Source organism: Mycolicibacterium aichiense, from assembly GCF_010726245.1.
Taxonomy (GTDB): Bacteria; Actinomycetota; Actinomycetes; order Mycobacteriales; family Mycobacteriaceae; genus Mycobacterium; species Mycobacterium aichiense.
Genome location: NZ_AP022561.1, coordinates 2195847 through 2207849 on the forward strand (window position 1 = coordinate 2195847; position 12003 = coordinate 2207849).

Genomic DNA, 12003 nt, shown 5'->3' on the forward strand with positions numbered 1-12003 from the left:
GACCGGCATCGTCGGTTCAGCCAGCATCATGCACAAAAGCCGGTGGGCGGTGATGACGATGAACTTCCCTGACGACGCCACCGTGCGGGCGGCCCTGGACCTGGCCGGCCGCGCCCCGTCGATCCACAACACCCAGCCATGGGAGTGGCGAGTCGGACCGCACAGTATCAATCTGTATTCGCGCCGCGAATTGCGTCTCCCACATACCGACCCCGACGGCCGTGACCTGATCGTCAGTTGCGGCGCTGCCCTGCATCACGCGACCGTCGCACTGGCGGCACTCGGCTGGCGCGCGTCCGTCCATCGGGTCCCGAATCCTGACGACGCCACTCATCTGGCGTCCGTGCAGGTGCACCGCGGATCGCCGGGGGAGTCCGACATCGCCATGGCAGCAGCCATTCCCCGGCGGCGAACCGATCGGCGCACGTACAGTTCCTGGCCGGTGGCGATGGGAGACATCGCGTTGATGGGTGCGCGTGCGGCGCGCTTCGGCGTCACCATGAGGCGGGTCGAGACGACCGATCGGTTCGTCGAATTGGTGGAACAGGCAGCACGCCGGCATATCGACGACACCGGTTACGTGGCCGAGTTGATGGCCTGGAGTGGGCGCTACGCTGCGGCGGAAGGCGTTCCCGCGCATAATGTTCCGCCACTGGACGGTGCCGCCGCGGTGCCGGGCCGAATCTTCTCCGGTACCGCACTCGACCAACCCGATGAGGTTTCGGCGGCCGACGACAACGGGGTCCTGCTTGCGCTGGGCACCGTGATCGACGACATCGCGTGTCAATTGCGCGCTGGTGAAGCTGCCAGCGTCGTGATGCTCACCGCGACGGTTCAGGGCCTGGCCTCATGCGCGGTGTCGGAGGTACTCGAGGTGTCAGAAACCCGGGAGGAGTTACGCGCGGACGTATTCGGCGGCGAGCAGTTCCCCCAGATATTGCTGCGAGCGGGGTGGTCACCACTGAACGCCGACCCGTTGCCGGCGACGCCGCGGCGGCCGTTGGCCGATGCCCTGCGCAGGCTGGACGGCTCAGCCTTCGTCGGTTAGAGCTCCGCCGCCGCCGTCACGCCCCGTAAGGGCCCCCGGCACGGGGACTTTTGGCACTTGTTGGTGCCGGGCCTGCGCGCGCATCGTGGGTCGCAGATCGGAAGGAGATCACCGATGACGAGCGCAGCCACGTATTCACCGCTGGCACATACACTTCTTGCCATCCACGGTCCCGTTGCCTCGGTGTACTACGACGACTCCCATGACACCCAGGACGCGGCAGAACGTCTCGCGGTGCTCCAGCGGGACGTCGCGCGTGAGTTGGAGCAACAGGGTGCGCCGCACCCGCTCATCGCGTCGGTCACGCGAGCGATGAATCAGCGGCCGGCCACTGAGCATCGGAGTGGGCGGGCATTGATCGTCAGTCTGGACGGGGTGGCGGTCGATGAGCATCTGATCGTGCCGCCCGTGACGCCGGTGATTCGGGCCTCGGAGCTTCCCTACGTCGTTCCGCTCGTCGAGAACGGATCGGTCTCAGGACCGTATCTGGTCGTGGCCGTCGATCAGGCCGGCGCCGATCTCACTCGCTACCAAGGAAAGTCGAGCTTTTCGGAGACTGTCGTGGGTGAGGGGTTTCCGGTCCACAAGGCGGCGTCGGCGGGCTTGAACGCGTGGGGAGATTCGCAACATCGGGTCGAGGAGGCGGTGCGTAAGAACCTTCGCGCGGTCGCCGACCGGCTCACCGGGGAGATGGACGGTCATCCGCTGGACTTCATCGTTCTCATCGGCCAGGAGCGCGTTCGGGCCGAACTGGTGTCCGAGCTGCCACATCGGGTTGCCGAACGGGTCGTCCAACCCGGAGTCGGATCTCGCCCGACCGGGGTGGACTCCGCCGTTCGCGTGGCCGTCGCGCATGAATTGAACAACAGGCGCAGCATCCACAGCGACAGGATCGTGGATCAGTACGCAGCCGAAGACGGGCGTGGATCGGGTCGTGCGGTGGCCGGGCTCGCGGCGGTGACCGCGGCATTGCGTGAGCGTTCGGTCGCCACCTTGATCATCGGACAGATGCATGACGAAACAGTGCTCGCCGGCGATGATCTGACCCTGCTGGGATCCGATCCCGACACACTGTCCGACTTCGGCATCGCGCCGACACAGACCCTGCGCGCCGACGAGGCGCTGCCCTATGCGGCGATGGCCATCGGCGCCGACCTCGTCTGCGCTCCAGAGAGTATGCGACTGGCTGACGGCGTCGGCGCCTTGCTGCGCCACGCGACTCAGGGTTGACGACCGACCTCGGCGAGAACGGCCTCGACGGCGGTCGGCACAGCGTCGGCGACGGCCGGTGAGAGCCCGACACCATGACTGCTGTCCTCGATCTCGACGGTCAGCACCACCAGCCGCCGAGGCACTCGGCCGAGCGCCTGCCCCAGAGCGTAGATCTCCGGCAGCCCAAGGGAATGCGAGCTCACCGCGGTGGGTTGGTGGTCGTCGCCGGGAATCCAGTACCGGATCCGTCCGGCGACGACATCGGGGCCGCTGGCTGCGTCCACCACAACGACCAGCGGCACGTCGGTCCAGGAGTCGAGGATCTGCCCGGGATCCGACAGCGCCGAGATCACCTCGACGTCCGGCATACCTCGCCTGGCGACTTCGGCTGCCACCGCGAGGCCGACCCCGTCGTCGGTCCGAAAGTCGTTGCCGATCCCGATGACGAGAGCGCTGCCGGTCATCTCCGGTCGATGTCGAGTGTCAGGAAGTGCGCCGAACATGAGATGCACGGATCATGGTTGCGAATTGATTTCTCGCACAACGACGTCAAGGATGCGTCGTCGAGCGCTAGGTTCGCGGCCACCAACGCGGCCATTTCGTGCTCGATGGCACCCTGGTTCTGCGAGGTGGGCGGCACCAGGGTCGCTGCGCGGACGAGTCCGTCGCCGCCGATCTCGTATCGGTGGTAGAGCAGCCCCCGCGGTGCCTCACTGACCCCATGCCCGATACCCGCGCGGGCCGGAACGTCGACGAATGGCCTCGGCGGACGCTCATACTCGCTGATGATCCGTAGTGACTCCTCGATCGCGTAGACCACCTCGACGGCGCGAACCACGATGCTGCGAAATGGGTTTCGGCACACCGGACCCAGCCCTGCGGCGGCTGCGGCTTCTCGGGCGACACCGGAAAGCGTCCCCGAGTTGAGCGAATAGCGCGCCAGCGGACCGGTCAGGTACCGCTTGCCGTCCAACGTGGCCTGCAGGGCGGTGGAATGCTCGACCTGCGCCTCGACGACGTGGGCACTGAAGTCGGCGACGTCGAATGCCGTTCCGTCACTGCGTGCGATGACGCCGTTCTCGATGGGATACCGGTCACCGTCGGACAGCGAAAGAAATTCGTGGTCGAACTCGACCTCGGGAAACTCGAGGCCGGCGAACGCCTGCAGGGTCTCCAGGGCGTCGTCGAGCGAGCGGCGCAACATCTCCGTCAGGGGTTCGAAGTCGCGTGCGCGGGGCACCGAATAGAAGCCGCCCAGCCGGACGTTGATGGGATGGATGGCTCGCCCGCCGACCAGTTCCATCAGCCGGTTGCCGGTCTTCTTGATCGCCAGACCGCGATTGACGAGGTCGGGATGATCTTTCGCCATGCTGATGGCGTCCGGATAGCCCAAGAAATCGGGGGCGTGCAGCAGAAAGATGTGCAGGGCATGGCTGTGTATCCATTCGCCGCAGTACATCAGCCGCCGCAGCGCAGCGAGTTCGGGGTCGATCGTTACTCCGCAGGCGTTTTCGATTGCGTTGCACGCGCTCACCTGATACGCGACCGGGCAGATACCGCACACCCGAGCGGTGAGGTCCGGCGGCTCGGTGTATGCGCGGCCGCGCAGGAAGGCTTCGAAGAAGCGCGGCGCCTCGTAGATGTTGAGCTCGACGGTGTCCACGGCACCGTCGACCAACGTGACATGCAGTGCGCCTTCGCCTTCGACACGGGTCAAGGCGCCCACTGAGAGAGTGCGTGTCTGCGATGTCATTCGTCATTCCGTTCGGCGGTGAATCGGGTGACATTGAATGTCGAAAAGACACGCTCCACGCCTGCTTCCGACATCCCGTCTCGGTTCAACAGCGGGATCAGCGCCGCGGTGTTGGGTGTCGCGGCGGGCCCGAAACAGCCGTAGCAGCCGCGATGATGGGCAGGGCACAATGCGCCGCAACCGGCATGAGTCACCGGACCGAGGCACGGAATTCCCTCGGCCACTGCGACACAGGTGACGCCCCGCAGTTTGCATTCGGTGCACACCGTCTTGGCAGGCAACCGCGGTTTACGTCCCACCAGCAGCGCTGCGAGCGTGTCGAGGAGCTGATTGCGGTCGATCGGACAGCCCTGCAATTGGTAGTCGACCGGCACGTGCGCTGATGCCGGAGTGGAAGTCGCGAGGGTGTCGACGTACTCGGGCTTCGCATAGACGACCGACGCGAACTCGTCGATGTCGGCGAAGTTGCGCAATGCCTGGATACCGCCCCCGGTGGCGCACGCGCCGATCGTGACCAGGATCCGCGACTGCTCGCGAATCTCCCTGATACGTCGTTCGTCTGCGGCGGTGGTGATCGACCCTTCGATGAGTGACACGTCGTAGGGCCCTGGAACGATCTCGCTGGAAGCTTCCAGGAAAGTTGCGATGCGCACCTGCCCGGCGAGGGTGAGGAGCTCGTCCTCGCAGTCCAGCAACGTCAACTGGCAGCCGTCGCAGGAAGCGAACTTCCACACCGCCAGCGAAGGGGGCCCGCTCATTACAACTCCTCGACTGCGAGTAGAGGCTCGGCGACGTCATATCCGACGACCGGTCCGTCCCGGCACAACAACAGCGGGCCCAATTGACAGTGGCCGCACCAGCCGATCCCGCACTGCATGTTGCGCTCGAGCGAGACGCGGATAGCGCTGGCGGGCAGTCCCTTCCGGATCAGCTCGGTGGCGCAGTTGTGCATCATGACTTCCGGGCCGCAGAGGAATGCGGTCGTGTTCTGGGCTCGCAGCGGCAATCCGCGCAGCGGTTGGGTGACGAACCCGATCTCGCCGGACCACCCCTGCACCGGCACGTCGACGGTCAGATGCACATCGATGGCGGCGTTGTCCGCCCAGCTGCGCAGCTCGTCGGCGAACAAGAAGTCGTCGCGGGAGCGGGCGCCCGCGATCAGGGTGACCGTGCCGTAGGCGTCGCGGTCGGCGAGGATGCCGAGCACGACGGGGCGCAGGGGCGCCAGACCGACGCCGCCTGCGACGATGACCACGTCGCGCCCGGTCGCGGCCCGCAGTCCCCAATCCGTGCCGAACGGTCCGCGAATCCCGATCACCGTGCCCGGCTGAACATCGTGCAGGGCGCGGCTCACCGCGCCCACCGACCGGATCGTGTGGGTGATGGTGGCGTCGGTTCCGGTGGTGAGACCGCTGACAGAGATGGCGATCTCGCCGATGCCGAACGCGTACATCATCATGAATTGACCGGGCAGCGGCGCGGGCACCGGGCGGCCGACCGGTTCCAGCTCCACCGTCGAGGAATCGCGGTTCTCCGATACCCGGCGGCGCACGCGGTAGGGAACCGGGCTCATCGCGGACGGCGATGCCGGGAAGGCCGCCGTGTCAGTTGTCGCCATCGCGCTCCTGGGCCAGGGTGTGCATCTCTTCGGTGATGTCGATTCCGGTCGGACACCAGGCGATGCAACGTCCGCAACCAACACAGCCGCTACTGCCGAACTGGTCGTGCCAGGTACCGAGTTTGTGCGAGATCCAGTGCCGATATCGCGATGCCCCGGTTGTGCGCACGCTGCCCTCGTGGACGAACGTGAAGTCGAACTCGAAGCACGACGCCCAGCTCATCCAGCGTTCGGCATGCTCGCCGGTGAGGTCGGTGGTGTCCGCGACGCTGGTGCAGAAACAGGTTGGACACGCCATCGTGCAGTTGCCACAGGTCAGACACCGGCTGGCGACCTCGTCCCAGTGTGGGGACTCGCGAGATGCGATCAGGAGCTCACGCAGATCTGTACCGGGCATCTGCCGGCCCATGCGGTGTGCCGCATCTGCGACTTCGCCTCTGGCCGAATCGATCTCGCCGGGGGTGGCGTCTCGGTGGGAAAGCGCCGCGAGGACCTCCGCGCCGTCGTCACTGCCGACGTCGACGAGGTAGCGGCGGCCTGCGTCGTCGACACGTTCGGTGAGCGCGAGGTCGTAGCCCGGCCCCACCTCCGGCCCGGTTCCCATGGAAGCGCAGAAGCAGAGGCCGCCGGGCTCGGTGCAGTTGACGGCCACCACGAAGATCCGTCCGAGCCGTCCCACGAATCCCTCGTCCGGGTGGCTGCCCTTGCCCAAGACTCCGTTGAGCAGCGCGATGGCCGCGAGATCGCAGGCCCGAACGCCGAGGAAGGCATACCGTGGCGGATCCTCGGGTGGGGTGCCGTCGGACGACCACACCTGCTGCCGCTGCGGATGCAGGAACTGCTTCCATGACTGCGGACCGGCCGAATGGCCGAAAGCCGCATCGTCGTCCCGGCGGTGCAGCCGATAACGACCGGGTGCGACGTCGACGCCCCAGCCAACGGGTAGCTCGTCGGCCGATGCCAGTTCGGCCAACACGATCGCGTTCTCCGACACCGTCGGGCCCACCACCCGGTAGCCGCGGTCGATCAACGCGGCTACGAGTTCGGTCAACCCGGCGGCGTCGATCACCGCGTTAGTCATGGGGTAATGGTGCGCGCCGGACGGTGGCCGGGCGCATGGTCTTGGGTCCTCAGATGAGCGTCAAAGGTCCTTACCGGCGATCAGCGGCGGTGAGTGACACCACGGTGACGGAGAAGTGATCGGCGGACGACAACACGCACAATGTCTCCGAATTCCCGTGCGGCTCGCGAGAGGGCACTGCCATCCTGGGTGTGGAAACACGGGCGGTCCCGGAGACCGAGGGGTGATCCGGGGCCACCCTCACCAGGGGATGCGGTAAAGGGCTGCGCCGGCGGTGATTCCGGCGCCTGCGGCGATCAGGATGGCAAGACTGCCGCCCTCGAGGCCTTCGGTTGCGCGATCGAGGGCCGCGGCCAGCGACGCGGTGTGCATGTTCGCGTCGTCGGCGACGGTGATTTGCGCAGCAGGCACTCCCAGCATGGTGGCCAGCGCCCCGCGGTATCCCGGCCACGCCGGTGCGGCGACGATCGCGTCGACATCGGCGATTGTGCAGTCGGCCGTGTGCAGGCAGCGCGCGGCGGCGTCCGCAGCAGCAGCGGCGAAGCGTTCGTCGCGCGAAGTGGAGTGCCGAAAGCGCAGAACATTCCTGTGGTCGATGAGACCCACTGTGGCGCTGGAGGTGTCGCCACCGTCGGGGATGTTCGCCCAATGCACCTGTTCGATTCCGGCAGAGTCGTCGGTTCGGGTGCACAGTAGTGCCGCGCCGGCGGGGGAGAACGGGAAATGTTCGCTCATGCCGTGGCCGGGATCGGCGTCGCTGGCCACCACCATGGCGCAGTCGATGGTCTTCGAGGTGAGGAAACCGTCGACGATCTGCAGGGCGGTGAGGACACCGCACGCACCATTGGCGACGTCGAAGGAAAATGTGCCGTGCGTGCCGGTGTGCGGATCCTCGGGATTGGCGCCGACGTCCTCCTGGATCAGCGCCGCGAGTGCCGGTTCGCCCAGATTTCGGTCGCGGTAGATTCCCGCGTTGATCAGAAGGTCGACGTCGTGCGGTTTTCGTCCCGCCATCCGCAGGCAATCCTGCGCGGTGTTCACCGCGAGGTGCAGGGCGCTGTGCCGGTGACGCCACCGGCTCCTGCCCACCGCGACCTGTTCAACCACGGTGCCCATAGTGATTCACCATCTCTTCGTCCAATGTCAGCATGACCACGCCGATTTCCAGTCCGGATGCCAGGGCGATCAGCGCAATGGTCTCGCCGGGGCGAATGTGATTCGCTTCGAGTTCCTCCACCAGGGCCACGGTGTGGGTGGTCGATGCGGTGTTGCCGTATCGGTCGACGGTGATCACCGCATCGTGGCGAGGAGTGTCACCGAAGTCGTCGGCGATCTTGGCCATCCCCTTACGGATCGCGCGGGCCGATGTCTGATGGGTGATGACGTGATCGATGTCGTGTATCGAGATGCCGCTCGTGTCGAGCACCTCGTGCAACAACAGAGGGGTGTCAGACATCGCGGCCCGATGGATGCCCCGCGCATCGGTGAACATACGACCACCAGGATCAGGTCCCTTCGGATACGCCAGACATAGTCGACTGTAATCGGCGACGGTGGTGAAGCCGGCCAGGCTGATGCCGGCCGAACCAGCCGGCGCGCGCTCCAGCAGAAGCGCCGCGCCGGCGTCGCCGAGCGTCAGGCACGCCAACTCCTTGCTCATGATGGAGCGGATATGACGCGCCGCATTCTGGCCGAGCTGCGAGATGTACTCACCGCTGACCACCAATGCCCGCTCGATGATGCCTTGCCTGATCCAGTTGTTCGCGATGGTGACTCCGGTGAGCATTCCCGCGCAGGCATTGGAGACGTCGAAGGTCATCGCCGCCGGGGCACCGATCCGCGCCGCCACAGCACTGCTCATGGTCGGCTCCAGCCACTGGGTGAGACCGTCGCGAAACTTGGTGATGCTGCAGCTGATGACGGCGTCGATCGAATCGGCCGGCCGCTGCGCCTTGGCCAGGCAATCCAGGGCTGCCGCGGCGGCAAGCGTGTAGGAGTCCTCGTCGCCCACTGACACTCGGCGCTCACGGATCCCGGTCAGCCGTTCAAGATCGATGTGCGTCTGATGGCGCGTGGTCGACATCAACTCGTCGGTCGTGAGGTGGGTGGTGGGCAGGTGTCTGCCTGCGGCTGCCAGCCGGGTGTGAAACGGCGCTGCGTCACCGCCTTCCGACGGTTCCATCATCAGCCACCGCTTGCGCGTCATTGATTCATAGTGAGCCGGTGCTGTAGAGAGCTGATAGGGATCATTGGGCACCGACGGCCGGGACCTTGGGCCCTTGCCGGTCCGCTGTGGTGGGCGGATTGTGATTGTGGTGGAACAACTGACCACCTTGGATGCCGGATTCCTCGAGGCCGAGGATTCAGATCGGCATGTGAGCTTGGCGGTCGGCGGTATCTCGGTCATCAAAGGACCGATGCCGGACTTTGCTTCACTGGCAGACAGTGTCGCCGAACGGATTCTCAGGGTTCCTCGGTTCCGGCAGATCGTGCACACCCACGTCCTCGACCTCGAGCCGCCAGAATGGGTCGATGATCCCAATTTCGATCTCTCCCATCACATTCACCGCGCGGCGCTGCCGCATCCGGGGGACGACCAGACTCTGTACCGGTTCGTCGCCGACGTGATGGAGCGCCGCCTGGATCGCGACCGGCCGCTCTGGGAGTGCTGGATCATCGAGGGCTTGACCGAAGGCCGGTGGGCGGTGCTGATGAAAATTCATCACTGCATCGCAGACGGCATCGCGACCATGCATCTGCTCGCCGGACTCAGTGACGACGGGGAAGGCGCGACGTTCGCGACCGAGATCCGCGCCGCCAAAGAGTCGACAGACCACGGGTTCCGCATTGCAGGAGTCAGTCTGAATCCGCTGGATTGGGCATCGAGCGTCTGGCAGACCGCAGTCGCGGTGACCAACGCGGCGACGTTGGCCGTTCAGGGTGTCGTCGAGATCACCGGCGGTCTGGTACGCCCGGCCAGCCCGTCCTCGCTGGCCGGACCCCTTCGCTCAATGCGCGGATACAGCGCCGCGCGGGTGAGCCTCGATGACGTGACGGCGATCTGCCGCAAGTTCGGTGTGACCGTCAACGATGTTGCGCTGACCGCGATCACCGACAGTTTCCGGTCAGCGCTGGTGCGCCGCGGTGAACTGCCACGCCGGAATTCGTTGCGGACGCTGGTGCCGGTGTCGGTGCGCTCCAATGACGCGCGGGAGGTGATCGACAACAGGGTGTCGCTCATGCTTCCGTGCCTTCCCGTCGACAAGGACGATGTGCTCGAGCAATTGCGGGAGGTCCATGCCCGGTTGACGAGCGCCAAGGGCAGCGGTCAGCGCCAGGCCGGCAGTGCCTTCGTCTCGACGATCAGTTCGCTGCCCTTCCCGGTGACCGCGTGGGCGGTCCGTGCGCTGACCCGATTGCCGCAACGCGGAGTCGTGACGGTCGCCACGAATGTCCCTGGACCCCGACAGCGACAGAAGATCTTGGGTCGAGAAGTCCTCAGTGTGCTCCCGATTCCGCCCATCGCGCTCCAATTGCGCACCGGCATCGCAATTCTCAGCTATGCGGACAGCCTCGTGTTCGGCATCATCGCCGACTACGATGCTGCTCCGGACGTCGACGAGCTCGCGAGGGGTATCGAGCAGGCGGTTGCACAGTTGTCCAGCGCGGCCACAGCTCTCGGCTAGCACCCGGGCAGGGAGGCCGCAATGACACCGCAACACTCACTACGAGACGGCGTGCGCATCTTCAACAAGCACGTTCTGAACCCGGCTATGGTGCATCTGGCGGGTCGTAAACACTGGTATGCCAGTGCCATTCGACATACCGGCCGGATCACGGGGAAGAGCTATGTCACCCCGGTGGTGGCCGATCCGGTGGCGGGCGGATTCATCATTCCGCTGCCCTACGGCACCGGCGTCGACTGGCTGCGCAACGTGCTCGCAGCGGGCCGGGCGACGATCACCTCCGGCGGCCGGACCTATGACGTCGGGTCGCCGAAAGTCATCGACGCGGCATCGGCCGCACCGAAGCTGTCGGCCCGACACCGGCGGACGTTCCATCGCTTCGGCATCGCCGACTTCCTCCAGGTCACGGTGGAGTGAGCGAACGATTGTGGACTATCGCACCGTGGCAGGTGACTTTCGGCCGGTACGGGCTCCTGGCAATCGCAATAGTGTTGTCTTGCAGTCCCATTAGGCAAGGAGTTCGTACCATGACCGAAACCGGCAAGCAGACCACCGTTGAGGCACCTGATCTCACCGACGAATTGCGCGAGTCGGCCAAAGCGGGTCAGCACGCGGCTGGGCAGGCGCTGCGCAAGTTCCGTGACGCAGTGGACGATGCGATTCCGGAATCCGTTGCGCCCCTGCGTGACAAGATCGTGCAAGCTGCACTGGATTTGGCTGATGACCTCGTTTCTGCCCAGTACAAGTTTCACCGCAGTCTGCTCAACACGGCAGATCGCGCACTGACCAAGTCTGACACCGACGACTGACGGACGCTGCGGGCCGATCGTCAGGGTGTCACGGTGCGTCCTGGCGCGGGGCGGGCTGGCTCTCCGCGCGATGTTTGACCCCGCGCAGGATGGCCCGCGTCACGAAGGCTTTTGCCGGCGCGATGAGTTCGGCGCCCACCACGGCTCCCGGCTGTCGCAACGGGACCCGGGTGCGGATGAGCAGCCGGGTGCCGTCGTCGCCATGCCGCGCGAGGTTCAGCGACCACACGGCGTCCCAGAAGCTGTCGCCGCCTCCCGTCCTCAAGACGATCGACCGACCCTCCTCGATCTCGACGACCGTCATCACGATGCCGTCGTCGAAGCCGAGCCATCCTCGGGGCGCGAGACGAACGGTGTCTCCCTGGGCGAGGTGTTGCCATTCGGGGTGGATCCGATCGGCGTCGTGGTAGTCCAGCCCGGTCAACGCGTGCAGTTTTTCGTATGCGTACAGACCTGCCCGATCCTGACCGATCTGGACAAGCCACGGCCACACGGCCTCCGGCGGCCTGCTGATCGTGATTCCTTCGGTGGTCACCACGGCGGGTTGACCGATCAGCCTGTCGCCGGGTAGCGGCATCGCGCACTCGGCTTTCGTGGTGCCCCAGTTTCGGAAGAACTGTCTGGCCGCGAGGAGTATTGCGGCAGTCGCGCCCAGTCGAGCCATCGCTGTCATGGTTCAACTCTGGGGCGTGGAGTCCCAGCGGGGTAGGGCCGGTGGACCCCGATATGTCGTGTGGGCATCGACGAACGGCCTGGCCACCTGGGACTTCAGGCTCTCGTGCCGGGCCGGCCCAGG

13 protein-coding genes are annotated in these 12003 nt (G+C 65.8%); 5 read left to right on the top strand and 8 right to left on the bottom strand.

All coding sequences use genetic code 11. The annotated features are described in order from the left end of the window. Positions 1-52 precede the first annotated feature (52 nt). Positions 53-1048, top strand: coding sequence for an Acg family FMN-binding oxidoreductase (locus tag G6N32_RS10590; RefSeq protein ID WP_115321067.1), 996 nt, complete (start codon positions 53-55; stop codon positions 1046-1048). Between the two features lie 114 nt (positions 1049-1162). Then, a complete protein-coding gene (locus G6N32_RS10595) occupies positions 1163-2278 on the top strand; it encodes an Rv2629 family ribosome hibernation factor (RefSeq protein ID WP_115319561.1) in 1116 nt (371 codons plus the stop codon). Here the strand turns inward: G6N32_RS10595 and G6N32_RS10600 are convergent. The 7 genes from G6N32_RS10600 to G6N32_RS10630 all read right to left on the bottom strand — a co-directional run bounded on the left by G6N32_RS10600 (position 2269) and on the right by G6N32_RS10630 (position 8918). After that, positions 2269-2724, bottom strand: a complete 456-nt coding sequence (locus G6N32_RS10600) for a hydrogenase maturation protease (RefSeq protein ID WP_115319562.1) — start codon at positions 2722-2724, stop codon at positions 2269-2271. The genes G6N32_RS10595 and G6N32_RS10600 overlap by 10 nt on opposite strands. Further along, the gene (locus G6N32_RS10605) at positions 2721-4013 is read right to left on the bottom strand and encodes a Ni/Fe hydrogenase subunit alpha (RefSeq protein ID WP_115319563.1); all 1293 of its coding nucleotides are present in this window, start codon (positions 4011-4013) and stop codon (positions 2721-2723) included. Before G6N32_RS10605 ends, G6N32_RS10600 begins: the two co-directional genes overlap by 4 nt. Continuing rightward, entirely contained in the window at positions 4010-4771 is a 762-nt protein-coding gene (locus G6N32_RS10610) for an NADH-quinone oxidoreductase subunit B family protein (protein ID WP_115319564.1), read from the bottom strand. Before G6N32_RS10610 ends, G6N32_RS10605 begins: the two co-directional genes overlap by 4 nt. Continuing rightward, entirely contained in the window at positions 4771-5631 is an 861-nt protein-coding gene (locus G6N32_RS10615; protein ID WP_232077599.1) for an FAD/NAD(P)-binding protein, read from the bottom strand. The genes G6N32_RS10610 and G6N32_RS10615 overlap by 1 nt, the downstream gene beginning before the upstream one ends. Continuing rightward, positions 5618-6712 carry a 4Fe-4S dicluster domain-containing protein gene (locus G6N32_RS10620; protein WP_163789217.1) on the bottom strand — a complete coding sequence of 365 codons (1095 nt, stop codon included), beginning with the start codon at positions 6710-6712 and terminating at the stop codon, positions 5618-5620. The genes G6N32_RS10615 and G6N32_RS10620 overlap by 14 nt, the downstream gene beginning before the upstream one ends. Before the next feature lie 240 nt (positions 6713-6952). Next, on the bottom strand, positions 6953-7828 hold the full coding sequence (locus tag G6N32_RS10625; protein ID WP_115319566.1) for a 3-oxoacyl-[acyl-carrier-protein] synthase III C-terminal domain-containing protein: 876 nt from the start codon (positions 7826-7828) through the stop codon (positions 6953-6955). Further along, complete coding sequence (locus G6N32_RS10630) at positions 7812-8918, bottom strand: 3-oxoacyl-ACP synthase III family protein (protein ID WP_115319567.1); 1107 nt, start codon at positions 8916-8918, stop codon at positions 7812-7814. Before G6N32_RS10630 ends, G6N32_RS10625 begins: the two co-directional genes overlap by 17 nt. A 109-nt stretch (positions 8919-9027) precedes the next feature. On the opposite strand from G6N32_RS10630, the gene G6N32_RS10635 reads away from it, so the two are divergent. The 3 genes from G6N32_RS10635 (at position 9028) to G6N32_RS10645 (ending at position 11207) form a co-directional block, all read left to right on the top strand. Next, positions 9028-10398, top strand: a complete 1371-nt coding sequence (locus G6N32_RS10635; RefSeq protein WP_115319568.1) for a WS/DGAT/MGAT family O-acyltransferase — start codon at positions 9028-9030, stop codon at positions 10396-10398. A 21-nt stretch (positions 10399-10419) separates the two neighbouring features. Next, the gene (locus tag G6N32_RS10640) at positions 10420-10815 is read left to right on the top strand and encodes a PNPOx family protein (RefSeq protein ID WP_115319569.1); all 396 of its coding nucleotides are present in this window, start codon (positions 10420-10422) and stop codon (positions 10813-10815) included. A gap of 110 nt (positions 10816-10925) precedes the next feature. Beyond that, the gene (locus G6N32_RS10645; protein WP_115319570.1) at positions 10926-11207 is read left to right on the top strand and encodes a hypothetical protein; all 282 of its coding nucleotides are present in this window, start codon (positions 10926-10928) and stop codon (positions 11205-11207) included. Between the two features lie 28 nt (positions 11208-11235). Here G6N32_RS10645 and G6N32_RS10650 read toward each other — a convergent pair whose 3' ends face one another. Next, positions 11236-11880 carry an SRPBCC family protein gene (locus tag G6N32_RS10650; protein WP_115319571.1) on the bottom strand — a complete coding sequence of 215 codons (645 nt, stop codon included), beginning with the start codon at positions 11878-11880 and terminating at the stop codon, positions 11236-11238. Positions 11881-12003: the final 123 nt, after the last annotated feature.

What these genes read in the sequence shown, in the direction of transcription:
- G6N32_RS10615 (WP_232077599.1), bottom strand. Translation starts at nt 5,631, where the DNA reads ATGGCGACAACTGACACGGCGGCCTTCCCGGCATCGCCGTCCGCGATG.
- G6N32_RS10605 (WP_115319563.1), bottom strand. Translation starts at nt 4,013, where the DNA reads ATGACATCGCAGACACGCACTCTCTCAGTGGGCGCCTTGACCCGTGTC.
- G6N32_RS10640 (WP_115319569.1), top strand. Translation starts at nt 10,420, where the DNA reads ATGACACCGCAACACTCACTACGAGACGGCGTGCGCATCTTCAACAAG.
- G6N32_RS10630 (WP_115319567.1), bottom strand. Translation starts at nt 8,918, where the DNA reads ATGACGCGCAAGCGGTGGCTGATGATGGAACCGTCGGAAGGCGGTGAC.
- G6N32_RS10610 (WP_115319564.1), bottom strand. Translation starts at nt 4,771, where the DNA reads ATGAGCGGGCCCCCTTCGCTGGCGGTGTGGAAGTTCGCTTCCTGCGAC.
- G6N32_RS10625 (WP_115319566.1), bottom strand. Translation starts at nt 7,828, where the DNA reads ATGGGCACCGTGGTTGAACAGGTCGCGGTGGGCAGGAGCCGGTGGCGT.
- G6N32_RS10590 (WP_115321067.1), top strand. Translation starts at nt 53, where the DNA reads ATGACGATGAACTTCCCTGACGACGCCACCGTGCGGGCGGCCCTGGAC.
- G6N32_RS10620 (WP_163789217.1), bottom strand. Translation starts at nt 6,712, where the DNA reads ATGACTAACGCGGTGATCGACGCCGCCGGGTTGACCGAACTCGTAGCC.
- G6N32_RS10645 (WP_115319570.1), top strand. Translation starts at nt 10,926, where the DNA reads ATGACCGAAACCGGCAAGCAGACCACCGTTGAGGCACCTGATCTCACC.
- G6N32_RS10595 (WP_115319561.1), top strand. Translation starts at nt 1,163, where the DNA reads ATGACGAGCGCAGCCACGTATTCACCGCTGGCACATACACTTCTTGCC.
- G6N32_RS10600 (WP_115319562.1), bottom strand. Translation starts at nt 2,724, where the DNA reads ATGACCGGCAGCGCTCTCGTCATCGGGATCGGCAACGACTTTCGGACC.
- G6N32_RS10650 (WP_115319571.1), bottom strand. Translation starts at nt 11,880, where the DNA reads ATGACAGCGATGGCTCGACTGGGCGCGACTGCCGCAATACTCCTCGCG.